This window comes from Frigoribacterium sp. AC394, assembly GCF_979258095.1.
On record NZ_OZ409834.1, the window covers coordinates 2,095,233 to 2,118,317 of the forward strand.

Sequence of the window (23,085 nt, forward strand, 5' to 3'; positions counted from 1 at the left end):
GCCGCCGACCAGCCGCCGAGACCCCAGCTCCTCGCCGAGACCCCTCTGCGCGCACCGGGGTCTCGGAGAGGAGCTGGGTCTCGAGCTCAGAGGATCGAGCGGCCTGCCGGCCACGCCGCCCGACCCGTGAGCGCGGTCAGCAGCGCGGGCGCTCCGGCGACCGCCGCGTCGTCCACCGCCGCGTCGGCGACGAGCGACCCGAGCACGGCGAGGGCCACGCGACCGGGGCCGGTGGGCAGCGCGTCGGCGATGCCTGCGGCGCGCCGGAGGTCGAGGGTGTGGACGACGAGCTCGAAGACGCGGGTGGGGAGGTACGTCGCGAGGGTCCATTCGCCGATCGGCGTCGAGACACGGGTGTCGGCCCGCTGCTGCGAGACGAGGTCGATCACCCGCTCGACGATCCCGTCGACCGCGTCGGGCAGACGGTCGCCGAGCTCGTCCGCCGCGCGGCGACCACGCTCGGCGACCTCGTCGGGGTCCGAGCGACCAGAGCGAACCGCCCGGAAGTAGTCGATGGTGCGCCGCGACGACGACGACGGGCCGCCGTCCAGATACTGCTCGACGGTGAGCAGCGCTCGCGACGTGTGACCGACGAGGTCACGGCGTGACCACTCGCCGAGGGCCGGGGCGTCCCACTCGTCGGGCGCGAGATCGAATTCGCGGACGGTCCGACCGAACCAGGTCGCCGCGTCGGCGAAGGCGGCCCGCGTCTCGGCGAAGTCGTCGGGCCCTGGCACAGCCACGGCTAGCCCACCAGCCGGGCGAGCCAGGCGATCAGTTCGGACGACCACCAGGCGATCGCCATGCCGATCGGGGGGATGATCACGATGCCCGAGGCGACACCGCTGATGCGTCCCCACCGGCCGCCGTACTCGCCGGCCGCGATGCTCACCGCGATGGTGACCGCGACCAGGGCGACCACCGCAACCCAGACGCTCTCGACCGATGTCGAGGCGAACGAGAAGAGCATCTCGACACCGACCGTCGCGATCGCGGCGAGCGGGGCGACGGCTGTCAGGACGCGGCCGACCCGCGATACCGGGCGCTCGCCACCACGGCCACGCGGGGGCAGCAGGGCGCGGCTCGGCACGTGCGCCACGGCCCGCTCGGCTCGCTCCAGCTCGGCGTTCTCAAACGGGTCCACGGCCATGGGTTCACAGTAGAACCCGCCGGCCGCGAGACCCCATCTTCCCGCCGAGACCCCAGTTCGCGCTCTGGGGTCTCGGCGACTAGCTGGGGTCTCGTTCGAGGCCGGCCACTGAACGTGCCCGAGACCCTAGGCCTGAGCGGAAGCCTCGTCGCTCTCCAGCCGCTTCCCCATGCTGACCGCCTCGTAGGTCGCGTAGCCGAGGCTCTCGTAGAACGCGATGACGTCGGTGTTGTCGGGTCGCACCTGCAGCTGCACCTTGGGGCAGCCGAGCGCGGCCAGCATCGCCTCGGCCTCGCCGACCAGCGCCTTCCCGAGCCCGGTGCCACGCTGGGACGCGGCGACGGCGAGGTAGTGGATCCACCCCCGGTGCCCGTCGTAGCCGACCATGGCGGTGCCGACCACCGAGTCGGCGTCGTCGGCGACGAGGAACATCTCGGGCTGGGTCATCGTCTTGCGCTGGATGTCCCGGTACGGGTCGTTCCACGGCCTGACGAGCCGCGCCTCCTGCCAGAGTGCGACCACGGCCTCGGTGTCCGCCTCGGCGAACGCTCGGATCTGAACCATGCCGAGAGCCTGACACGAGGAGGCGCGACTCCCGACCGCGAGTCGCTCACGACGCCTCGGATCGGCCTCTATCGCGTGGCGTGCGTGGGAAGCGGCACCGCGTACTTGAACCCGACGTGCGAGTCGACGAAGCCGAGGCGCGTGTAGAAGCGGTGCGCGTCGGTGCGGGCGGAGTCCGAGGTGAGCTGCACCAGGGGCGTGGCGAGGTCGATGGCCGCCTGCTCGGTCACCCAGCGCATCATCGCGCCTCCGATGCCCGACGACCGCTGCGTGCCGGCGACGCGGACCGCCTCGACCAGCAGTCGCGAGCTGCCGCGGCGTGCCATGCCGGGGATGACCGTCAGCTGCAGCGTGCCCACGACGACGCCGGCGGCGTCCACCGCCACGACGAGCTCGTTGCTCGGATCGTCGACGATCCGATCGAGTGCGGACGCGTAGGCGCCGCGGTCTGCGTCGCTCGCGACGTCGCCGCGCCCGGCGCTGATCGGATCGTCGGAGAGCAGCCGCATGATCGCCTCGAGATCGTCGCGGGTGGCCCGTCTCACGAGCACGCTCGCGTCGCGGGCACGGACGGACACGGGCAGGTTGAGTCGTGCGATCACCGCTCGTCCTCGGTGAGGGCGGCGGCGTAGGCCTTGACCGAGCGGTGGTAGCGGGGGAGGGTCGGTTCGACGGCCTCGATCGCGACGCGGAGTGCTTCGTCGGGGCGACCGGCGCTGTGCAGCGCGAGAGCGAGGAAGACCTTGGGGGCCGCGCCGGTGGCCGCGTGCTGGGGTGCGTCTCGGAGCATCGCGATGGCCTCGTCGATGCGGCCGATGTTGCGGAGGGTCGACGCGTGCTGCACGACCATCCGGGCGGCCCGGTCGGGGTCGACCGTGTTGAGGCCTGCTGCGGTGGCGGCCGCGTAGTGCACGTCGGCCTCGACCTCGTGCCCGCCGGTGTCGAAGGCGCCCCCGAGCTCGAACTCGCCCAGGGCAGGGTGCGGTGCCTCGTCGGCGAGGGCGCGCATTCGATCGATCCGCTGCTGGTCGTCGATCGTCTCGTCAGCCCACAGCGCGGCCACTCGGTCTTCCCACATTTCGTCGCTCATGCCACCACGCTATTGCGATCCGGTGGCCCGGTGGTGAGCTCGGCGCCTCATCCTCCTAGGCTTCGGGCATGACAGGGGACGTCGAAGGGTCGTACTCACGGCGTGCCGCCGAGTACATCGAGCAGCTGGGAGCGATGTCGACGGCGCATCCGTCCGATGTGCAGCTCGTGACGACATGGGCCGAGGGGGTCGACGGCCCGGTGCTCGACGCGGGGTGCGGGCCCGGGCAGTGGACGGCTCATCTGGCGGGCCGGGGCGTCGCTGCCCGAGGTGTCGATGCGGTCGGGGCATTCGTCGACCATGCCCGCGCCTCCTACCCTTCTGTGCCCTTCGCGGTGGGGAGCATCGACTCCCTGACCGACCCGGCGGACAGCTACGGGGGAGTGCTGGCGTGGTACTCGCTCATCCACCACGAGCCGGCCGCCCTCCGCGGTGCGCTCGACGAGTTCGCGCGGGTGCTCCGGCCCGGCGGCCGGCTCCTGGTGGGGTTCTTCGTCGGCGACGAGGTGGAGGCGTTCGACCACGCCGTCGTCACCGCGTACCGGTGGTCGGTCGACGCGCTGACCGCCGAGCTCGAGGAGGCGCGGTTCGACGTGGTCGAGACGCATACGCGGACAGGTGGTCGGCCTGGGTCGCGGCCGCATGGTGCGATCCTGGCGGAGCTGCGTCGGCACCCGTGAGCGTCCGGGGGTCGGCGGCGTGGTGCTCGACGCGGGGTGCAGGGGCCGGGCTCGGGGACGTGCCGATGGTCGGCGGCTATTACGTGTGGATGCGTAATAGCTCGTCACCACGATGCCCTCCGCAGAGCGGGCCCCTCGGTCGGCATCGCCGGCCGGCACCGGTGACCGCGCCGCATCGGGTCCTCGCGGGGGATGCGGGGCGCGCCTCCTGCTGATGGACTGTCGTCATGTCGCCGACCGCAGCATCCCGTCTCCGTGTGGTGCTGCTGACGCTCGGGTCTCTCGGCTCGATCGTGACCGCGGGCGGGCCCGTCTTGCTGGCCGCCGACGTTCTGGCGGAGTCACGCGGATTCCGACCGGACGGCATCGGGCTGATCGTGCCCGGAGTCGTCGCCACGGCACTCGCCATCGCCCTGTCGGCCGTCGCCTGTGTGGTCGTCTTCGCGAGCGGCGGCTCGTCTCCGACAACTCGGGCGAGGTGCAGCGCGGCCCTCGCGGTGATGCCGGTGCTGCTCACCGGGGGCATCGCGGTGTGGTGCGCTCGATACCTGTCGTCGGGCACGACCTTCGGGGCGGAGAGCGTCTGGATCGGCGTGGCGGCCGCATCCGCCATCGCCTTCACCGTCGCGTGCGCCGCCCTGCTCGGAGCGTCGCTCGTCCGTGGCGACGTGAGCCGGTCCGTGCTGCTCGCCGTCGCTCTCGGCTGCCTGAACGCCGGCGCCGTCCTCCAACCCGCGTTCCTCTCGGGCGCCATCCTCGCGTGCGCGCTCGCGGCGTGCTCGGGTGCGTTCGTCGCCGACGCGAGTGCGGACCGAGTGCGGCGGGTTCCCGTCATCGGGGGCGGGTCAGCGCTGACCCGCCACCGATGAGGGGAACCCGCCGCAACTGTTCCGCATCGGAACGTAATAGCTCGTTACGAATAGCGCTCCCGGGCCGCTCCTGCTCAGTCCTCCTGCGCCTCCGGCAGCACCTGCCCTGCGAACGGCTCGGCGCGGCGCTCGAACTCGGCACGGCGCGACTCGGGCAGCAGCCCGTCCGCCCCGTACGACAGCGTGATCGACTCGGGCTCCCACCCCGCATCCGCCACGTCGTCGAAGCGAGCGGCGAACGTGCCCTCGGCGTCGTCCTTCGACAGATCCTGGAAGGTGAACGAGAGCCACTGACCCGTCGGCCCCTCGAGACCACCCGACACGATCACCTGCTCGGCCAGCGTCGTCCCGCCGGTCTGAGCCAGGCGGTCGGCGGCGGGCTGCGGCCAGCGCTCGTCGTCGAACCAGGGCTCGGACCAGCCGTGCCGGGCGGCGACCTCGCCGATGATCGCGACCGCCGCCTCCTTCTCGGCCCACGACCGCGGCACCGACGAGGTCTGCTCGGTCGGCAGGTTCACGACCTCGAGCAGCGACGGCCCACCCCACCCGTTGTCGGTCGGGAACGTCACGTCGTCGTCGGACAGACCTGCAGGAGGCGCGACCCACCTCACCGAGAACCGCTCCGTCAGCGCCGCCTCCATCTCGTCGACCATCGCCTCGCCCTCCGCGACGCCCTCCTCGAGAGAGAGGCCGGCCAGCACCTCGTCGACGGGCAGACCGAACCGGCCGGGATGCTCGCTCCAGTCGAGCTCGGTCTCACGCCCCTGAGCGTCGACGACCGTCGTGACGACCGGATCGGGCACGAGCAGCCAGGCCAGGGCGCCGATGCCGAGAGCGGGCACGGCCAGAGCCAGGCCGACGACCAGGGCGACGGTGCGGCGGCTCGACCCGCGCCTCCTGCCGTCTGTCGCGGCGGCGGGGTCGGCGGCGGGGTCGGTCGTGTCGGAGGGCATGAGCCGAGTCTCGGGCAGCACGGCGGCGGCCCGCATCCCTCGTGAGGACCATCCCGCTCGGCAGGAGGCGCGGCGCCGCACGGCAGGAGGCGCGGCGCGGCACGGCAGGAGGCGCGGGCCGGGTTCGGCGGGTTCCCGTCCTCCGCGGCGGGTCAGCGCTGACCCGCCCCCGATGACGGGAACCCGCCGCAGCCCCGGCCCCAGGCCCCCCCGGACCCAGGACAGCAGGAGGCGCGGGGTCCAGAGTCGAGGGATGGCACACATCCTCGTCACCGGCTCGACCGACGGCCTCGGCCGCGGCGCCGCCGAAGCCCTGCTCGAGCAGGGGCACCACGTCGTCGTCCACGCGCGCGGCGACACCCGCGGGGAGGTGCTGCAGCCGCTCGTCGACCGCGGCGCCCGACTCGTCGTCGCCGACCTCGGCGACCGAGACGCGGTCACGGCGCTCGCCGACGAGCTGAACGCCCTCGACTCCCCGCTCGACGCGGTCATCCACAACGCCGGGCTCATCCGCGGCGCGGCGATGATGCCGGTCAACGTCGTCGCGCCCTACCTGCTCACCGCCCTGCTGACGGCGCCGACCCGGCACGTGTATCTCAGCAGCGGCATGCACAAGAGCGGCAGCGCGTCGGTGCTCGACGCCGTCGACTGGGCGGGGACGCGCGAGACGGGGTCGTACTCCGACAGCAAGCTGTTCGTGACGGCGTTCTCGGCGGCTGTCGCGCGCCTCCTGCCCGATCTGCGCAGCAATGCGGTCGACCCGGGCTGGGTGGCCACGAAGATGGGAGGCGCGGGGGCGCCCGACGACTTCGAGCTCGGTCACCGTACGCAGCGGCGGCTGGCCCTCGGCGAGCTGGGCGAGGTCAGCGGGGCGTACTGGTTCCACGACGAGCAGCAGCGGCCGCACGAGTCTGTCGGCGACGAGGGCTTCCAGGACGCGGTGCTCGCGGCGCTCGAGCGCGAGACGGGCGTGGTGCTGCCGCGCGGGTGAACGCTGTGCGTGCGTGCGTGCGTGCGTGCATGCATTCGTGCGTGTGCGCGTGCACGGGCCGGGTTCGGCGGGTTCCCGTCATCGGCGGCGGGTCAGCGCTGACCCGCCCCGAGTGACACGAACCCGCCGGACCCACCGCGCGTGGGCTGGGCCCGTCGTGCGTGGGGCGGACCCGGCGCACGTGGCGGGAACCCGTGCTCCCGAGGTCCGAGACCCTGGCCCAGGAGGTGCCATGGTGCCACAGCTATTACGCATCGTCGCGTAATAGCTCGCGAGCGTCGGCCCGGCCCGGCCCGGCCCGGCCCGCCCGCCTCGCCCCGCCCCGGCTCCGTTTGCAGTCATGACTCGACGAGAGGGTGCGACCCTGGTGGCATGGATTCGAGAAGAGTCGTGGTCGACCCTGTCACGCAGGTCGAGCTCCTGGTGCCCGAGGGCCTCTCGTCGTGGCGGGCCATCGAGCGTGCCCGCAAGGCTCGCGACGGAGAGCTGCGCAGCATCCGTCTGTTCGTCGACTGGGGTCACGCCTATCCGCTCTGGGAGAGCGGCACGGACAAATACGGGATGGAGCCCGACGACTACGGCCTCTCCGCTGAACTCGCCGCCCGACTACTCGCGTGGACCGACACCTTCTTCGACCATCTCGTGCCCGAGACGGGCTGGGACACGCTGGAGTGGGAGCAGGCGTGGCACGCCGAGGGCGAGACCCTGGCGGACCTCCTCGAGCTCGAGGTCTACGACATCGCGGAGGTGCAGCGCGAATTCCGCCCCGCCGGATGGTCTGCCGCGTGAAGCATCGACACCCCGTAAGCGGGGTGCCTGTTCCCACCTCAGCCGCGTAGCGTGATCGGCAGCGGCCGGGCCGCAGGTGTCGGATAGTTCGAGCGGTGGAGGACGAGGAGGCGCGGTGAGCGAGACGACGATGGATCGTTCCGAAGCACGGGAGCGTCTCCGGCTCGCGGCGCTGGACGACCTGGGGATCATGGGCACCGGTGCGGAGGAGCGCTTCGACCGGATCACGCGCATGGCCAAGCAGCTCTTCGGGGTGCCGATCGCCGAGATCAACTTCATCGACCAGGACCACCAGTTCACGAAGTCCCCGCAGTCACCGGGCGCGGCGCCGTTCGGACCGCGGGCGGACTCGTTCTGCGATGTCGTCGTGCAGCAGCCCGACATCCTCGTGGTCCCCGATGCCCTCGAGGATGCGCGGTTCGCTCACCGAGGGTCCGTCACGGGCGACCCCCACATCCGCTTCTACGCAGGGCGACCCCTGAGCGTGGCCGACGGCGCCCAGGTCGGCACGATCTGCCTCGTCGACACGGCCGCACGGGACCTCACCCTCGAGGACCAGGATCTGCTCGACGAGCTCGGCGCCTGGGTCGAACGCGAGCTGCGCCAGGTGCACGCCGCCGATCACGCCCGTCGCACCCAGCAGCAGATGCTCCCCGCGCCGTTCACGCACGAAGACGGGTTCACGGTCGCCGGCTTCACGCGGCCGTACTCCGAGGTCGCAGGCGACTTCTTCACCTCCGTCTCGTCGCCCGAGCGGATCGACGTCACCCTCACCGACGTGATGGGCAAGGGCTACTCCGCCGCCCTCATCGCCGCTACGGTGCGAGCCGCATTCCAGGCTCGGCCCGGCTGGGAGCCCGCAGCGGCCGTCTCCGCGGTCAACGAGCAGGTGCTCGCCGACCTCTCGGCGACGGGGACCTTCGCCACCCTCTTCCACGCGGCCCTCGACACTCGAACCGGTCTTCTCCGATACGCCGATGCGGGACACGGCCTGTCGGTCGTCCTCCGCACCGACGGGACCTCGGTGCGGTTGGCCTCGACGGACCTCCCGATCGGAATCGCCCAGGGCGGCGGCTGGACGGCCCACGAGACCACTCTGAACCCCGGCGACGTCCTGTTCACCTGCTCGGACGGCGCGCTCGACCTGTTCGACGGCACGCTGGGCGCCCTCGATGAGCTCGCGGCCCTCGTCCGACGGTCCGCCGACGACGCGAGCCTGTTCGCAGAGCTGTCGGATGCCATCGGAGCCCTCCGTCCCGAGGACGACGTCACCGTGCTGGTCGTCCGTCGTCACGAGAAGAAAGCGAGGCGACCGTGATCACCTCCCTGACCTACCTGAGCACGGCGTCGACGCCGTTCGATGCGACGCAGATCGCGGCCCTGCTGCTGCAGAGCCGCGAGAACAACGAGCGCCACGGCCTCACCGGGATGCTCCTCTACAAGAAGGGCCGCTTCATGCAGGTCCTCGAAGGCGCCGACAGGGATGTCCGCGAGAGATACGCGGCGATCTCCGGCGATCCCCGCCACACGGGTCTCAAGACGCTGCTCGACGAGTCCATCGAGCAGCGGAGGTTCCCGCAGTGGTCGATGGGCCTCCCCGACCCCGTCGACGCCGACCTGCGCACGGCACCCGGCTACGAGTCCCTCTTCGAGACACCCGTCGGGCGCTTCGGAATCCGCGAGGACTCCTCCCGTGCCCAGCTCCTCCTCGAATGGTTCCGCCGCAAGGCGTAGCCCGTGGCCGGGCAGTCGCCTCAGGGATTCGCGGCGACCCGTCCCGGAGAAGTGCCCGCGACGAGAGACCGGCGCGAGTCACGGTCGGTGCCAGTGACGCGGCCGTGCGATGTCCTGAGGGAGCGCCGTTCGGGCGTCGCCCCGGGCCGCAGCGATCTGCGACTGCGTGACGAAGAGCGCCGCGGACAGGTCCGCGCCTTCGAGCCGCGCATCGCGGAGGTCGGCTCCGAGGAGGTCCACGTGTGAGAGATCCATGCCGCGGAGGTCGGCGGCGATGAGACACGCCCCGCGCAGATCCGCACCGCCGAGCGTCATGGCTCGCAGGTCCGCCCCCGCATGATCCGACCCGGCCATGAAGTCCGAGGCCCCACCCTCGTCCTCGTTCTGGTATCCGCCTCGCACCTCTGCGCTCACGTCGATGAGAACCTGTCGAACCTGTTCATGGAGTTCTGACACATCGGTGGCCAGTACCGACTCCGCATCAGCAGCGAGGGAGGCGGCGATCCTGTCACGGAGGTCGTCTGCGGGCGCTGCGGAATCAGGCGACATCGCTCTCGCGCTGGCCTCGGTGAGGTGCCACAGCATCTCGTGCAGTTGACGGGCCAGCGCGAAAGCAGCGAACATCTCGGGCGCCGTCGCTGGGCTCTCTCGCCAACTCACGTCGTCGAACAACTGCTGGGATACGAACTGACCGGCGCCGAAACAGTCGAAGACCGTGCAGCCGCGGAAGCCTCGCTGGGGAAGCGAATCGTGGATGGTGCACGCGAAGTCGTCGGACAGGTTTCTACAAGCGGTCCCCGCTGGCTTGTCGATCGCGAAGTCAGCGGAGCGTTGAAAGCCGAACGCCGTGCAGCAGAGTGCGAAGCAGTCGCCGCAGTTCGCTCGGAGATCTGCGCGGCTGTGAGATGAGGGGTCGGGAAGGTTGATGGACGCCATGAGGAGAAGCTCTCTGGAAAGTGAATTTCGATAGGGGGCGAGGAGGGGGAACTCCCGGAGGAATTCCCGATCCGGGCGCACAAAATCACCGCCCTCGTCGAGGAGAGCGAACCGGTGCTGCTTATGAGCCTCGGCGTCACAGAGAGAATGAGGATGTCACTGCCGCCAGGCTAGCGGGCGGCGGGAGTGCGAGCCCGGTGGCGCTGCGCCCAGTCCCTTCCGGCGGCATCAGATCTGGCTGTGGTCGCCCAATATGCCGGTGAATGCGTACAGCACGATGGCGACCGAGACCATCAGCATGAAGAGGCCGACGACGATCATCTGCCCGGGGGATTGGGTCTGCGCACCGACGTATGCCCCCCGCTCCTTTCGGAACAGTCGAGCCATGTCCGAGATGTGCTGATGGAACACGATGAAGCAGACACCGAAGATCGCGAAGGCAGGGGAGAAGAAGAGCGCAGCGACTTGGATCCCGGTCATCATCAGAATGTATCGGTGAAGCGCCGGCGGTTCCGCCTTCTCAAGGGCACCCGTCGGGATTGGCGCGCCCTGTCGCACGGCGCACGACGACGCGGCGTCCAGGGCCCGTGGGCCCTGGACGCCGCGTCGTCGGTCGGTCAGCGCGCGGTCACGCCTCGCGGCCGGCGGGCATCTGGGTCTTGCGGGGGTCGGTCTCGGCGAGCCCGGCGAAGATCGACTCGATCTTCGAGAGCACGTCGGACTCGAGCTTCACGCCCGACGCCTTCGCGTTCGACTCGACCTGCTCGGGGCGCGACGCCCCGATGATCGCCGACGCCACGTTCTCGTTCGACAGCACCCATGCCAGCGACAGCTGGGCCTGCGTCAGACCGAGCTCGTCGGCGATCGGCTTCAGCTGAGCGACCGCGTCGAGGACGTCGTCGCGCATCCAGCGCTCGATCATCGCCGCCCCGCCCTTCTGGTCGGTCGCCCGGCTGCCCTCGGGCAGAGCGGCGCCCTTCGTGTACTTGCCGGTCAGCACGCCCTGCGCGATGGGCGACCAGACGATCTGCGAGATGCCGAGCTCCTTCGAGGTCGGGACCACCTCCTCCTCGATGACCCTCCACAGCAGCGAGTACTCGGGCTGGTTCGAGACGAGCTGGATCTTCAGCTCACGTGCCAGCCGGTGCGCCTCGCGCAGCTGCTCGGCATTCCACTCCGAGACGCCGATGTAGAGCACCTTGCCCTGACGCACGAGGTCGGCGAAGGTCTCCATCGTCTCCTCCAGCGGCGTCTCGACGTCGTACCGGTGCGCCTGATAGAGGTCGACGTAGTCGGTCTGCAGCCGCTTCAGCGACGCGTTGATCGACTCGGTGATGTGCTTGCGGCTGAGGCCCGTGTCGTTGTGACCCTTGGGGCCGGTCGGGCCGTAGACCTTCGTGAAGATCTCGACCGACTCGCGCCGCTCGCCCTTCAGCGCCTCGCCGAGCACCACCTCGGCCTGCGTGTTCGCGTAGACGTCGGCCGTGTCGAACGTCGAGATGCCGACGTCGAGCGAGGTGCGGACGCACGCGGTCGCGGTGTCGTTCTCGACCTGCGAGCCGTGCGTCAGCCAGTTGCCGAACGTGAGCTCGGAGACCTTGAGTCCTGAGTTGCCGAGGTACCTGAATTCCATGGGGTTCTCCTTGTCGGGCGCGCTCCGCTGCGGGCCGTCGTCGACGCTACGCCTCGAGGGCGCCGTCGCGGCCTCACCCCACCCGCGGCCAGTCGGTCGTCAGGTACGCCTCGACCGCGCGGTTGCGGAACGAGTAGGGCTTGCCCCGATCGATGATGCCCCGGACGGTGTCCAGCCTTCGCGACACGGCACCCACCTGGGGCGCGCTCGTCGCCCCCATGCGCTGCGCGATCACGGTGAGCTTCCGGTCGTCGCGGGGCAAGGCCGCCATCGCGTTGATGAACTCCTGTTCGCCGGACGGCAGACGGTTCAGGATGCGTTCGACGTGGGCTGACGCTTCGCTCTCGGCGCCTCGCCACCCGGAGACGACGTCGTCTTCCGAGATCGTCGCGCCGTCGCTCGCGTTCCAGGCGCGCTGGCCCGCGAGCTGGAAGAGGAACGGCTCTCCGCAGCACAGCTCGGCGATCGCCTTCGTCGCATCTCGGCTCATCCGCACGATCTCGACACCGCCGTCGGCGGCCGCAGTCTCCCAGCCTTCGACGACGAACGGCTGCAGGGCCTGAAGCAGGGCCCCTTCGTCGAGTGCGGCCAGGGTCGTGGTGCGGAACCGCCGGGCGAAGGTCGCCCCCTTGCGCGCCCCGGCCATGTCCTCGAAGTCGGGCAATCCCGTCAGGTAGACGGCGATGGGCAGGAACCGTGTCACCACGACCCCGCCCGGGGCCGTCACCTCGACCTCGTACGACAGGGCGTCGCCGAGCGCTATCAGCAGCTGCGACAGGGCCGCCTCGTCGGCGATGTTCTGCACCTCGTCGATGTGGATCATCACGACGACGCCCTGCTCGATCGCCGCTCGTCCGAGCTCGACCAGCAGCTCGAACAAGGCGGTGGACGGCTCCGCACCCTCGCCGCCTCGCACCGTGACCGAGAACCCCGAGATCGCGACCTGCTCGACCCGAGCCAGGAGCTGCAGCACATGCTGTCGAGACGAGGCGCGCAGACCCGCTGTGTCGGCCAGGCGCAGCACTGCGGAGGCGACCAGCTTCAGAGGGTCCGCCCCGACCGGCATGCGCACCTGCGGGGTCACCCAGTCGCCGAGCTCTGCGGCGTCGCGGGCGATGCGGCGTACCAGGCTCGATTTGCCGGTGCCCGGCTCGCCGAGGATCGTCCGGCCGGTCTCGTACAGACCCGCATTCCTCCGGGGTCGCAGGACGTCTCTCCAGTCGCTGAGCTGTTCGAAGCGACCTGCCCAGACGTCGGGGACGATGTCGGATCCAGCCTGGAAGGGGTTCGTGAGGGGCGACCGCATGAAGATAAAGTTATCAGAGGGCAGGTCGACTGCTGATAACTTTATCAAGCAAGATCAGGGTGGCCCGGAGGTGCTGCGCGCATCGCCCGGTCGTCTCCGTGGGCTGCCGTCACGCGCCTGTATGCCCGTCTGGCAGCTATTACGCGTTCATGCGTAATAGCCGATCTGCAGAACCCCGCCCCCGCTCGAAGCGCGAGCCCCCGCTCGAAACCCGAGCCAACCCGCGCTCTCGGTCGGGGACTGCGCCCTGCGCCTACTGCGGCCGCTGCACCGCGCGCCGAGGCCCGCGACTACTCCGGCCGCTGCGAGGCAGGCTCCGTCTTCTCCGCGCGCACCGCGGGCTCGTTCTGCCGCGCCCCCGCGGGCCACGACTCGGGCCCCGCCGACCCGGCCGGGTACGTGTCGAGCTCGACGTCGCCCGCGTTCCACGCCGCGATCACCGGGTCGACGATGCGCCAGCACTGCTCCGCCGTGTCGCCGCGCACCGACAGGGTCGGGTCGTCGTCGAGGATCCCGCTCAGCACCTCGCCGTAGGCCGTCAGATCCGAGCTGCCGAACTCGGCGTGCAGCGCCGCCCGACCGAGGTCGTACGCGTCACCCGGGCCGTTGACGTTGAGCTCGAGCGACATCTCGTCGGGGCTGATGGCGATGCGGAGGCGGTCGGGCGTGCCACCGCCGACGAACTCGGCGGGGACGTGCGCGGGCGGGCGGAACGTGATCACGATCTCGCGCCTCCTCGAGGCCAGCGCCTTGCCCGACCGGAGCAGGATCGGCACCCCGGCCCAGCGCCAGTTCGCCACCTCGACCACGACCTCCGCGAGCGTCTCGGTCTCGAGCGAGGGGTCGACGCCCTCCTCCGAGGCGTAGGCCGGCAGCTCGCGCCCGTCGACCGTGCCCGCCTCGTACCGCGCCCGCCGGCTGTTCGCCACCGGATCGCCCTCCCACAGCCGTGTCGCCCGCAGCACCAGGGCCTTCTCGTCGCGCAGATCGGCCGCCGTCAACGTCGCCGGAGCGTTCATCGTCAGCACCGCCATCACCTGCAGCAGGTGACTCTGGATCATGTCGACCAGCGCCCCCGCGTGGTCGTAGTAGCGGGCACGGTTCTCGAGACCGAGCTCCTCGTCGTAGACGATCTCGATGCTCTCGACGTGCGTGTTGTTCAGCATCGGCTCGATCAGCCGGTTCGCGAAGCGCAGCCCGAGCAGGTTCAGCACCGTCGACCGCCCCAGGAAGTGGTCGACCCGGTGCACCTGGTCTTCGGGCACCAGCGCCAGCACCTCGCGGTTCAGCTTCTCGGCCGACGCCAGGTCGGTGCCGAACGGCTTCTCGAGCGCGAGCGCCGTGCCCTCGGGCAGGTCGAGCTCGGCCAGGGCCGCGCAGCACTTCGCGGTGATCGCGGGCGGCAGAGCGAAGTAGATCGAAGGAGGCGCGGTGCACTCGCCGAGGAGCGCCCGCATCTGCTCGGCATCGGTCACGTCGACCGTCCGGTAGATCGTCGACTCGAGCAGCGCCTCGACCGCCGGGCCCGACGCCTCGACGCTCTCGAACGCCTCGGCGACGTGCGCGCGCCACGCGCTCTCGTCGAACTCCTCCGTGCCGGCGCCGACCAGCTGCACCCGCCGCTCGGACTCGTACGTCAGCAACCCGCCCAGGCCGGGCATCAGGAGGCGCGCAGCGAGATCACCGCTCGCGCCGAGGATCAACAGGGTCGCGGACTCGGTCGGCGCGTTCGTCATGCCTGCACGCTAGTCGGGAGGCGCGCCCGACGCCCTCGCGCGCCTCCTCGTGCCGCCGGACACCCCGTTTTCGGCGCTGCACCCGCATTCATCGGGGTGTTGCGCGGGAAAAGGGGTGTTCGGCGAGGAGCGCGCGGCCGCCGACGCGGGCCGACCGCCGCACTGCACCCCGTTTTCGGCGCTGCACCCGCATCTATCGGGGTGTTGCGCGGGGAAGGGGGTGTTGCGCGGGGAAGGGGGTGTTCGGCGCGGGGCGCAGCGCGCGTCAGCGCTTGCGGGTGGGGCGGAGCGAGAGCGATTCGACGGTCGCCCCGTGCGGCAGATCGACCACCAGGCGGACGGCGTCGGCGACCGACTGGGGCTCGAGGTAGAGCGCGGCGTCGTACTCGCCGCCCTCCTTCTCGACGAGCTCGTGCTGCATGTCGGTGTCGACCCGGCCGGGGTGGACCGAGCTGACCCGCACGCCGTGCGGACGCTCCTCCTCGCGCAGCGAGTCGGTCAGCGCCCGCAGAGCGAATTTGCTCGCCGCGTAGGTGCTGCCGCCGGGGCCGGCGGTCAGACCCGAGCCGCTGTTGATCGTGACGACCGTGCCCTGCGCGGTGCGCAGCGCCGGCAGCAGCTGCCGGGTCAGCTCGGCCACGGCGAAGACGTTGACCTCGAAGACGCGGCGCCAGTCGTCGAGGGCGGTGCGCTCGACCTCGGCGCCGCCGATCACACCGGCCGCGTGCACGATCACGTCGAGCGACTCGAGGGTCGGCGCCTCGAACGAGTCGCCCGCGAGGTCGGCGACCCAGGCCGTCGCGGACGGGAGCGACTCGACGATCGCGGCCACCGCCTCCTGCGAGCGGCCGTGCACGATCACGTGATGGTCGCGCCCGAGCTCACGGGCGACGACGAGCCCGATGCCGCGGGTCGATCCGGTGACGAGAGCGGTCTTCACGTGCGTGTGCCTCCAGGAGGGCGATGCGGGTCGGGGCGATGCGGGTCGGGGTCGGCTCAGGTGCGGGTGACGGGGATCTGCCCGGTCAGCATCGGCATCTTGCGATCGCTGAGCAGCCAGTGCTCGTCGGTCGCGGTCACCAGGAACGCGAGCGGCCCGGGTCGGCACACGACGATCGCGCCGTGGTCTTGATGCTGCAGCACCTGGTCGAGCGCGCCTCCGAGATCGCGGTCGTCTTCGGTGCCGCGCGACGTCACGACGGCGCATCGGCTCTCGGCGCCCATCGCCTGCAGCAGGCGCCGCATGCCCTCGGGGTCGCTGCGGTCGGGGCCGACCGGGTGCTTGGCGTTCATGTCGACCCAGTCGGCCGACTCGAGCACGGCGGCGAGACGCTCGTCGGCCTCGTCGGCGGCGACCTGGGCGAGGTCGTGGACGGTGCCGCGCTGGTCGGGTGCGGCGAACGCCTCGAGTGCGTCGATCACGGTCTGGGGGAGCGAGGCCACAGGGTCTCCTTCAGTTCTGGTCGTCCATCATCCCATCCACAGCCTCCGGACGTTTCAGCCGACGGGGGGAGGTTCTGCTGCGAAGATGACGGGGTGAACTCGTCTGCCACCCCACGCCCCGCCCTCGGGCTGCTCCTCGACGTCGACGGGCCGATCGCCAGCCCGATCACCCGCAGCATCGCGATCCCCGCCATCACGCGCGATCTCGTCGCCCTGGCCTCGGCCGGCATCCCGCTGGTGTTCAACACGGGCCGCTCCGACGCGTTCATCCGCGACGAGGTCGTCGTGCCGCTGATGGCCGCCGGTCTGCCCCGCGGCGCCCGCGTGCACGGCGTCTGCGAGAAGGGCGCCTCGTGGTTCTCGATCGGCCCCGAGCACGGCCCCGACGGCATGAGCGAGGTCGTCGTCGACGAGTCGCTCGCCATGCCCGCCGACTTCTCGGCCGAGATGGACTCCCTGGTCGCCGCCGAGTTCGCCGACCTCGTCTTCTTCGACCGCACCAAGCGCGCCATGGTCTCGATCGAGCAGCTCACCTCGGTCACGTCGGCCGCCTACCTCGCCCGCCAGGCCGATCTCGACCGCAAGGCGATGGAGGCGCTGGTCGCCCGGGGCTTCGGCGTCCGCCGTCTCGACGACGTCCGCCCCGACGCCGACGGCGCCGTGCAGTGGCGCATCGACCCGACCATCATCTCGACCGACATCGAGTCCGTGCTGCTCGGCAAAGACCGGGGCGCCGAGCGCGCCCTCGAGCTGCTCGCCCTCGACGGCCCGCTGCCGATCAGCTGGCGCACCGTCGGCGACTCCCGCAGCGACTACGCCATGGCCGACTGGCTGCACGCCAACGGGCACGACGTCGCCCACGTCGACGTGCGCCCGGCCGACGGCGTGCCCGTGACCCCGTACCCGGTGCTGACGAGCGCCACCGACCTCATCCACGACGAGGCCGGGGCGGAGTTCCTGGCCGGCTGGGTCGGCGACCTGCGCGGCTGACGCGACCCGCGCCTCCTCAGCGGGCGACGGTGTCGGTGACGCGCACGTCGTCGACCAGGCGGCGGATCGAGCCGTCGTCGCCGATCTCGACGAGCGCCCCGCCCCAGAACTGCAGGTCCGCGTCGGAGTCGAGCCTCCAGAGCGTGCGACCGCCGGCGAGGTCGACGCCCATCACGGTCGAGAACACGCGGTGACCCGCGATCGCGTCCGAGCTGTCGCTGCCGGCGACGTAGGCGACCGAGCGCGAGACGGCGACCACCGACGAGTCCGGGGGCACGTACGCCCGCATCCGCTCGGAGCCCGTCTCGGCGTCGAGCAGCAGCAGAGCCCGGTCGGTGCTCGGGTCGCCCAGCCCCGAGCGGGCGCTGAAGGTCTGCACGAACACGTCGTCGTCCCAGCGGCCCGGGCGGGAGTCGCTGACGAGTGGGATGCCGCGGCTCTCACCCGTGCGCTCGACGACCCAGCGGTCGTCGCCCGTCTCGAGGTCGGCGCAGTGCACGCCCGTCCGGTCGGAGAACGCGACGCAGCCGCCGGTCACGACGGGCAGCCGGTCCTGATCGAAGGGGCGCCGCCAGCGCTCCGTGCCGTCGGGCGACCAGGCGGACACCTCGGCCCGAGAGTCCATGCCGCGCCCGAAGTCGACGACGAACACCGTGTCGCCGACCCCGTACGCCTGGGCCGAGGGCGACAGGTCGTCGGCCCACGACCGCTCGTCGCCGGTCGCGCCGTCGATCACGGTGCCGGTGCCGCCGCTCACGACGAGCAGACCGTCGTCGAGCAGCACCGACGAGCTGATGTCGCCGGTCTGCTCGTCCGACCAGACCGGGGTGCCGAGGTCGTCGCGGCGGTAGAGCAGGGTGCGGGGACCGCTCTGCGAGTCGAGGAGGGCCTCGGCCGCGGCGCCCGCGAGAGGGTCGTCTGAGTAGCCGTAGACGGGTGCCGGCGAGACCGAGACGAGCACGAGCCCGTCGTCGGCGGCCTCGACGATCGGCGTCGCGTCGTCCGAGGTGGTGACGTCGGCGAGGGCGCCGGTCGCGAGATCGACGCGCGCGTAGCCCGAGGCGCCCCGCCCGTAGCCGTAGAGGCCGGTCGTGCTGACGATCGCGTCGCCCCGGGCCTCGTCGACGAACGCGGCGAGCGTGCCGCCGCCCCCGCTGATCTCCGAGATGTCGACCGACCAGCGCACCGTGCCGGCCAGCGGGTCGAGGCGCACGAGCCGCTCGGAGCGGCCGCGCTCGTCGTAGCAGCCGGTCTCGGTGTAGGCCAGCTGCGACGAGGTCGACACGAGCACGTCGGCGCCGACGGAGGCGAGCACCGAGTAGGTGAGGCAGCCGTCGGAGACCTCGGGCAGACCGAGCGCCGCGGTCGTCAGCTGCCACGGGCCGGGAGTCGGGCGGTGCCGCAGCTCGTCGACCACGAGCCCGTCGACCGGCCCGCCCGACGCCCCGCCGGCGGGGTAGCCGGGCTGCGTGGCGAGACCGAGTCCGATCACCGCGGCGGTCGCGACGACGAGCGCCGTGGCCGACACGACGAGCCGACGCCCGAAGGAGGCGCGGTGCCAGCGGGCGCGGAGGGCCCCGTCGACGCGACGGTCGCCCTGTCCGTCCACCCGCGCCTCCTCGGTGCCTCGTCGTCGTCGCCGTGCCGCAGCCGTGCGGCTCAGCATTCAGCGTACGGGTGGGCGCCGGACGAGGAGGTGCGGGCTCGGCGGACGGCGGGCGCACCGCAGGTAGGCTGGTCGCGCTTCGACCACCCGCACCGCGCCTCCTCGGAAGGACACGTCATCGACGTCCTGATCATCTCGATCCTCGCGGTCGCGGCCGTCGCGCTCATCGTGATGCAGGCGGTCTACCGCCGGCGGGTGCTGCGTCGACGCGAGGCCGCGGGGCAGACGGTGCTCGGCAAGGGTCCGTTCATCCTGCTCGGCGTGATGGCGGCGTTCTTCGTGTTCGCGGTGTTCGTGTTCCCGGCGCTCGTCCGCGCGGGCTAGCCGGCGCTGCGCTGAGGGCTGCCCGCACAGCGCCAGAAGATGGACACGACGCCAGGTTTAACCTGGCGCCGTGTCCACAACCTGGCGTCGTGGCGCGGGCTAGCCGAGCGGCGACGTCGCGGCGTCGGCGGTCGGCGGCACCACGTCGGCCTGCGTCCGCAACCCGTGCGCGACCCCGTCGGCGTCGACCGACACGAGCGCGCCCGCCCAGAAGTCGAGCGTGCCCCGTGCGGGCGACCGCTGCTGCCAGAGCCGCCGCCCGTCGGAGAGGTCGAACGCCGTCACCATCGTCTGCGAGAAGTCCTGGCCGACGATCGAACCCGCGAAGCCCGCCGTCCTCGCCAGACCGGCGGAGAACGACATCGCCGGCACCTCCGCCGAGAACATCGTGGCCCCGGTCGCCGTCGACAGGCCGACGAAGGTCGACGGGTGGTCGTCCTCGAGGTCCGCGACGCCCGCCGCGCCGGAGCTCATGTCGACCACGATCGCCGACCCGCCCTGCGGCTGCTGATACGAGTCGACCCGTGCCGAGTAGCCGTCGTCGAGCGCGAGGGTCCGCTGCCAGCGCTCGCCGCCGTCGACGGCGTCGAGGCAGCGGAACGTCGACGGCGGTTCGGAGACCATGACGCAGTCGTCGGTCACCGTCACCGCGCCGCTCAGCGCGAGAGGCTCCGACCACCTCGACCCGCCGGATCGATCGAGCGCCATCACCTCGCGTTCACCGGCGCGCGTCGTCACGGTCGCGATCAGCAGCTCGTCTCCGGCCCCGCCGATCGCACCGTCGCCCGCGTCGCCCGCGTCGCCCGCGACCAGGCCCGCGACCCCGCCGCTCTCGACCGTGGCCGCGCCTCCGGGCACGGGGTTCGCCTCGCCGGTCTCGGCGTCGATGATCACCGGCCCGTTCGTCGTCTCGACGATCAGGAACGCCCCGAGCAGCAGCGGGACGTCGCTCGTGCCGACCTCGCCGCTCCAGATCGTCGCAGCGGGGTCGTCAACGTCGATCAGACGGTAGAGCGTCGTGTCGCCGTCGGTGTACTCGATGCCCTGGCCGTCGTCCGAGACGCGGTCGCGGGGCTGGAGAGCCACGAGTGCTCGGCCCGAGTGGATGCCCATGAGCACGGGCACGGCCGCGGTCGGATCGTCGACGGGGCCGATCACGTCGGCGACCACGCTGCCGTCGTCGAGATCGACGCGCACCGCCCGATCGCCGGGGGCTGCCTGCCCGAAGACCGTCGCGAGCGACCCGTCGTCGTCGGCGACGAGGTTCAGGTACGCGCCCGAGGCCCCCAGGCGCGACGTCAGATCGAGCACCCAGCGCACGTCGCCCGAGTCGGGGTCGATGCGCAGGAGCATCGCCGGGGGAGAATCGCACCCGTCGTACGCCGTGGCGGAACCGGCGACCAGCGCGTCTCCGTCGATCTCGCCCACCGGTCGGAATCCGCGGCACCCTGCGGGCAGCGGGGTGTCGTTCAGGGCGGCGAGGTCGGTGCTCCACGCCTCGCGGGTCGGCGCCTGTCGCAGATCGCCGAGCAGCGTCGCCCCGTCGGGCCAGTCGGGATAGACGGGCTGCGAGCCGGTGCCGACACCCGCGACGAGGGCCGTGGCCACGACCAGGCCCGTGAACAGGCCCACCAGCCGACGCCCCGAGGAGGCGCGGTGCCAGCGGCCGCGCACCGCCCGCCCGACTCGTCGCCGCGCGCGCTCGAGCGGCATCGGGTCGGGTGCCCCCGCGCTCGGCCTGCCGTCGCCCGTGTCGTTCCCCATGGCGTCATCGTACGAGGAAGGGGCGCGCCTCCTTGTATGCTGGCGCGTCGTCCCCAGGCGGGGGCCGGCACCGTCGAACGAGGAGACGAGATGGCGAACCCCACGCCCACCCGCGGGCCCCGCAGCCTGTGGCGCACGAAGTCGGTCGAGTCGTCGATCGCCGACTCGAACATCGCCGAGAACGGCCTGAAGCGCACGCTCGGCACCTGGGATCTGACGCTCATGGGCGTCGCGGTCGCCGTCGGCGCGGGCATCTTCTCGGTCGGCGCGAACGCCGCGGCGAACTACGCGGGGCCGGCCGTCACGCTGTCGTTCATCCTCGCCGCGCTCACCTGCGGGCTCGCGATCATGTGCTACGCCGAGTTCGCGTCGACCATCCCGGTCGCCGGCAGCGCCTACACGTTCACCTACGCGACGATGGGCGAGTTCCTCGCCTGGATCATCGGGTGGGACCTCATCCTCGAGATGTTCACCGCTTCGGCCGTGCTCGCCAAGTACTGGGGCGTGTACCTCGCGTCGGCGTTCGAGACCTTCGGCATCGGCATCCCCGCGACCTTCATGCTGGGCGGCATCGAGGTCAGCTGGCCGGCGTTCCTGATCGTCGCCGTCTTCACCGCGCTGCTCGTCGCGGGCACGCAGCTGACCGCCCGCGTCGGCGCCGTCTTCACGATCATCAAGGTCGCGATCGTGCTCTTCGTGATCGTCGTCGGCTTCTTCTTCGTGCGTGCCGCGAACTACACGCCCTTCGTGCCCGCCGCCGAGCCGAGCGCGAACGGCGCCGGCGCGAGCGACACCTGGTCGCAGTCGATGTTCTCGTTCATGACCGGCGCGGCCCCCGCGCAGTACGGCGTCTTCGGCCTGCTCGCCGCGGCATCGCTCGTCTTCTTCGCGTTCATCGGATTCGACGTCGTCGCGACCAGCGCCGAAGAGGTCAAGAACCCGCAGAAGACGCTGCCCCGCGGCATCTTCCTCGGTCTCGCCGTCGTGACCGTGCTCTACGTGCTCGTCTCGATCGTGCTGACCGGCATGGTGTCGTACCGCGACCTCGCCGGCGAGGAGGACCCTTCGCTCGCGACCGCGTTCCGCCTCGTGGGCGCCGACTGGGCCGCCGGTGTCATCTCGGTCGGTGCGCTCGCCGGTCTGACGACGGTCATCATGGTGCTGCTGCTCGGCCTGTCGCGCATCGTGTTCTCGATGAGCCGCGACGGCCTGCTGCCGCGCTGGCTCGCGAAGACGAGCCCGACCCGCAAGACCCCGGTGCGCATCCAGGTCATCGCCGGAACGGTCGTCGCATTCGTCGCCGCGTTCACCGACGTGGGAGTGCTCGAGGAGATGATCAACATCGGCACGCTCTCGGCGTTCGTGCTGGTCAGCATCGGCGTGATCGTGCTGCGTCGCAAGCGCCCCGATCTGCCGCGGGCGTTCCGCGTGCCGCTGTCGCCGGTGCTGCCGATCCTGTCGGCTGCGCTCTGCGTATGGCTGATGCTGAACCTGACGACGCTGACCTGGGCGCGGTTCGCGGCCTGGCTCGTGCTCGGCGTGATCGTGTACTTCGCGTACGGACGGCGGCACTCGCGGGTCGGTCGGGGCGAGGACGCATCGGCCGATGCCGGGGTCGAGACGTCGGCCGCGTCGGGGGTCGAGCGCTCGTAGCGGCGGGCCTCCACTGCGAGGTCGTCGATGCTCAGGAGGCGCGGGTCGGGTTCGCCTGACCCGCGCCTCCTGCGTCTGTGCTCACGCAGTGCGGACTCGGGTGAGCTGTGCCGGCCGGCAGGGTCAGACGACGCCGAGCTCGAGCAGGTCGAGGGTCTCGAGCACGAGGGAGACCTCGGTGCGACTGGTGTAGTCGGTGTGGATGTCGACGAAGACGACGCGGCCGTCGCCGTCGATGACGAGGACGGTCGGGAACGGGATCTCGGCCGACCCGTCGACGTTGTCGTCGGCCATGTCGAAGCCGAGCTCGCGCTGGGCGCCGCGGGCTCCGACGCTCGGCTCGGTCGCGATGCCGAGCGCGCGGCTGAGCACGTTGCCCGGGTCGGACAGCACGGTGAACTCGAGGTCCCCGGCGGCGACGGACTTCTCGGACCCGGCCGGCGTCTGCGGGCTGATGGCCACGAGCTCGACACCGCGCTCGCGGAGCGACGGGAGCAGGTCGTCCTGATAGGTCTTGAGCGTGATGTTGCAGTAGGGGCACCAGGCTCCGCGGTAGAAGACCACGACCGCGGGAGATGCGCCGATCGCGTCGATGAGCGCGATGTCACGACCGGTGGGGGTGAGGAGCGCGGCGTCGACGATCTGGTCGCCCACGCGCACGGCGTCGGCCGGCACCCCGAGCGAGCGGAGGTGAGCCTGCTCGGCCTCGAAGATCGCCTCGAGTTCGGGGCCGATCTCGGCGTTGAAGGTCCGTTGGAAGTCGGCGACCTGCGTGGCGATGTCCTGGGACGTCATGTCGTCGTGGTCCTAACGG

At 71.4% G+C, this 23,085-nt stretch carries 25 protein-coding genes; 9 read left to right on the top strand and 16 right to left on the bottom strand.

What is annotated here, in order from left to right; all coding sequences use genetic code 11:
- Positions 1 to 86: 86 nt before the first annotated feature.
- The 5 genes from ACZZY9_RS09720 to ACZZY9_RS09740 form a co-directional block, all read right to left on the bottom strand.
- Positions 87 to 737: a maleylpyruvate isomerase N-terminal domain-containing protein gene (locus ACZZY9_RS09720; protein ID WP_463463932.1), complete on the bottom strand. Its 651-nt coding sequence runs from the start codon at positions 735 to 737 to the stop codon at positions 87 to 89.
- A gap of 8 nt (positions 738 to 745) precedes the next feature.
- Entirely contained in the window at positions 746 to 1,150 is a 405-nt protein-coding gene (locus ACZZY9_RS09725; protein ID WP_463463933.1) for a hypothetical protein, read from the bottom strand.
- Between the two features lie 126 nt (positions 1,151 to 1,276).
- A complete protein-coding gene (locus tag ACZZY9_RS09730; protein ID WP_463463934.1) occupies positions 1,277 to 1,714 on the bottom strand; it encodes a GNAT family acetyltransferase in 438 nt (145 codons plus the stop codon).
- 68 nt (positions 1,715 to 1,782) lie between these two features.
- Entirely contained in the window at positions 1,783 to 2,316 is a 534-nt protein-coding gene (locus ACZZY9_RS09735; protein WP_463463935.1) for a GNAT family N-acetyltransferase, read from the bottom strand.
- Positions 2,313 to 2,804, bottom strand: a complete 492-nt coding sequence (locus ACZZY9_RS09740; protein WP_463463936.1) for a tetratricopeptide repeat protein — start codon at positions 2,802 to 2,804, stop codon at positions 2,313 to 2,315. Before ACZZY9_RS09740 ends, ACZZY9_RS09735 begins: the two co-directional genes overlap by 4 nt.
- A 68-nt stretch (positions 2,805 to 2,872) precedes the next feature.
- Between ACZZY9_RS09740 and ACZZY9_RS09745 the strand changes: the two genes are divergently transcribed.
- Together ACZZY9_RS09745 and ACZZY9_RS09750 are read left to right on the top strand one after the other, a co-directional pair.
- Positions 2,873 to 3,484 carry a class I SAM-dependent methyltransferase gene (locus tag ACZZY9_RS09745; RefSeq protein ID WP_463463937.1) on the top strand — a complete coding sequence of 204 codons (612 nt, stop codon included), beginning with the start codon at positions 2,873 to 2,875 and terminating at the stop codon, positions 3,482 to 3,484.
- A gap of 227 nt (positions 3,485 to 3,711) precedes the next feature.
- Positions 3,712 to 4,353 (top strand): hypothetical protein, encoded by a 642-nt coding sequence (locus ACZZY9_RS09750; RefSeq protein WP_463463938.1) that lies wholly within the window; start codon positions 3,712 to 3,714, stop codon positions 4,351 to 4,353.
- A gap of 74 nt (positions 4,354 to 4,427) precedes the next feature.
- Here the strand turns inward: ACZZY9_RS09750 and ACZZY9_RS09755 are convergent, their stop codons facing one another.
- Positions 4,428 to 5,306, bottom strand: coding sequence for a hypothetical protein (locus tag ACZZY9_RS09755; protein ID WP_463463939.1), 879 nt, complete (start codon positions 5,304 to 5,306; stop codon positions 4,428 to 4,430).
- 253 nt (positions 5,307 to 5,559) lie between these two features.
- Here ACZZY9_RS09755 and ACZZY9_RS09760 point away from each other — a divergent pair, with 253 nt between their 5' ends.
- The 4 genes from ACZZY9_RS09760 to ACZZY9_RS09775 all read left to right on the top strand — a co-directional run bounded on the left by ACZZY9_RS09760 (position 5,560) and on the right by ACZZY9_RS09775 (position 8,820).
- The gene (locus ACZZY9_RS09760; RefSeq protein WP_463463940.1) at positions 5,560 to 6,297 is read left to right on the top strand and encodes an SDR family NAD(P)-dependent oxidoreductase; all 738 of its coding nucleotides are present in this window, start codon (positions 5,560 to 5,562) and stop codon (positions 6,295 to 6,297) included.
- A 372-nt stretch (positions 6,298 to 6,669) separates the two neighbouring features.
- Positions 6,670 to 7,086 (top strand): hypothetical protein, encoded by a 417-nt coding sequence (locus ACZZY9_RS09765; RefSeq protein ID WP_463463941.1) that lies wholly within the window; start codon positions 6,670 to 6,672, stop codon positions 7,084 to 7,086.
- A gap of 115 nt (positions 7,087 to 7,201) precedes the next feature.
- Positions 7,202 to 8,404: a PP2C family protein-serine/threonine phosphatase gene (locus ACZZY9_RS09770; RefSeq protein ID WP_463463942.1), complete on the top strand. Its 1,203-nt coding sequence runs from the start codon at positions 7,202 to 7,204 to the stop codon at positions 8,402 to 8,404.
- Positions 8,401 to 8,820, top strand: coding sequence for a BLUF domain-containing protein (locus ACZZY9_RS09775; protein ID WP_463463943.1), 420 nt, complete (start codon positions 8,401 to 8,403; stop codon positions 8,818 to 8,820). Before ACZZY9_RS09770 ends, ACZZY9_RS09775 begins: the two co-directional genes overlap by 4 nt.
- Before the next feature lie 78 nt (positions 8,821 to 8,898).
- On the opposite strand, the gene ACZZY9_RS09780 is transcribed toward ACZZY9_RS09775, so the two are convergent.
- From ACZZY9_RS09780 to ACZZY9_RS09810, 7 genes are all read right to left on the bottom strand, one after another.
- The gene (locus ACZZY9_RS09780) at positions 8,899 to 9,756 is read right to left on the bottom strand and encodes a pentapeptide repeat-containing protein (RefSeq protein WP_463463944.1); all 858 of its coding nucleotides are present in this window, start codon (positions 9,754 to 9,756) and stop codon (positions 8,899 to 8,901) included.
- A gap of 228 nt (positions 9,757 to 9,984) precedes the next feature.
- On the bottom strand, positions 9,985 to 10,236 hold the full coding sequence (locus tag ACZZY9_RS09785) for a hypothetical protein (RefSeq protein WP_463463945.1): 252 nt from the start codon (positions 10,234 to 10,236) through the stop codon (positions 9,985 to 9,987).
- A gap of 148 nt (positions 10,237 to 10,384) precedes the next feature.
- The gene (locus ACZZY9_RS09790) at positions 10,385 to 11,389 is read right to left on the bottom strand and encodes an aldo/keto reductase family protein (RefSeq protein ID WP_463463946.1); all 1,005 of its coding nucleotides are present in this window, start codon (positions 11,387 to 11,389) and stop codon (positions 10,385 to 10,387) included.
- Positions 11,390 to 11,462: 73 nt separating this feature from the next.
- Complete coding sequence (locus ACZZY9_RS09795; protein WP_463463947.1) at positions 11,463 to 12,695, bottom strand: ATP-binding protein; 1,233 nt, start codon at positions 12,693 to 12,695, stop codon at positions 11,463 to 11,465.
- A 290-nt stretch (positions 12,696 to 12,985) separates the two neighbouring features.
- Positions 12,986 to 14,431 carry a glucose-6-phosphate dehydrogenase gene (locus tag ACZZY9_RS09800; RefSeq protein WP_463463948.1) on the bottom strand — a complete coding sequence of 482 codons (1,446 nt, stop codon included), beginning with the start codon at positions 14,429 to 14,431 and terminating at the stop codon, positions 12,986 to 12,988.
- Between the two features lie 265 nt (positions 14,432 to 14,696).
- Positions 14,697 to 15,371: an SDR family oxidoreductase gene (locus ACZZY9_RS09805; protein WP_463463949.1), complete on the bottom strand. Its 675-nt coding sequence runs from the start codon at positions 15,369 to 15,371 to the stop codon at positions 14,697 to 14,699.
- Between the two features lie 56 nt (positions 15,372 to 15,427).
- Positions 15,428 to 15,874, bottom strand: a complete 447-nt coding sequence (locus ACZZY9_RS09810; protein ID WP_463463950.1) for a hypothetical protein — start codon at positions 15,872 to 15,874, stop codon at positions 15,428 to 15,430.
- 93 nt (positions 15,875 to 15,967) lie between these two features.
- Between ACZZY9_RS09810 and ACZZY9_RS09815 the strand changes: the two genes are divergently transcribed.
- Complete coding sequence (locus tag ACZZY9_RS09815) at positions 15,968 to 16,864, top strand: hypothetical protein (RefSeq protein WP_463463951.1); 897 nt, start codon at positions 15,968 to 15,970, stop codon at positions 16,862 to 16,864.
- A 16-nt stretch (positions 16,865 to 16,880) separates the two neighbouring features.
- Here the strand turns inward: ACZZY9_RS09815 and ACZZY9_RS09820 are convergent, their stop codons facing one another.
- Entirely contained in the window at positions 16,881 to 18,473 is a 1,593-nt protein-coding gene (locus ACZZY9_RS09820) for an outer membrane protein assembly factor BamB family protein (protein ID WP_463463952.1), read from the bottom strand.
- A gap of 87 nt (positions 18,474 to 18,560) precedes the next feature.
- Here ACZZY9_RS09820 and ACZZY9_RS09825 point away from each other — a divergent pair, with 87 nt between their 5' ends.
- Positions 18,561 to 18,854 carry a hypothetical protein gene (locus ACZZY9_RS09825; protein WP_463463953.1) on the top strand — a complete coding sequence of 98 codons (294 nt, stop codon included), beginning with the start codon at positions 18,561 to 18,563 and terminating at the stop codon, positions 18,852 to 18,854.
- A gap of 99 nt (positions 18,855 to 18,953) precedes the next feature.
- On the opposite strand, the gene ACZZY9_RS09830 is transcribed toward ACZZY9_RS09825, so the two are convergent.
- A complete protein-coding gene (locus ACZZY9_RS09830; RefSeq protein ID WP_463463954.1) occupies positions 18,954 to 20,618 on the bottom strand; it encodes an outer membrane protein assembly factor BamB family protein in 1,665 nt (554 codons plus the stop codon).
- Between the two features lie 90 nt (positions 20,619 to 20,708).
- On the opposite strand from ACZZY9_RS09830, the gene ACZZY9_RS09835 reads away from it, so the two are divergent.
- Positions 20,709 to 22,271, top strand: a complete 1,563-nt coding sequence (locus ACZZY9_RS09835; protein WP_463463955.1) for an APC family permease — start codon at positions 20,709 to 20,711, stop codon at positions 22,269 to 22,271.
- 123 nt (positions 22,272 to 22,394) lie between these two features.
- Here the strand turns inward: ACZZY9_RS09835 and ACZZY9_RS09840 are convergent, their stop codons facing one another.
- Positions 22,395 to 23,066 (bottom strand): peroxiredoxin-like family protein, encoded by a 672-nt coding sequence (locus ACZZY9_RS09840; RefSeq protein ID WP_463463956.1) that lies wholly within the window; start codon positions 23,064 to 23,066, stop codon positions 22,395 to 22,397.
- Positions 23,067 to 23,085 lie beyond the last annotated feature (19 nt).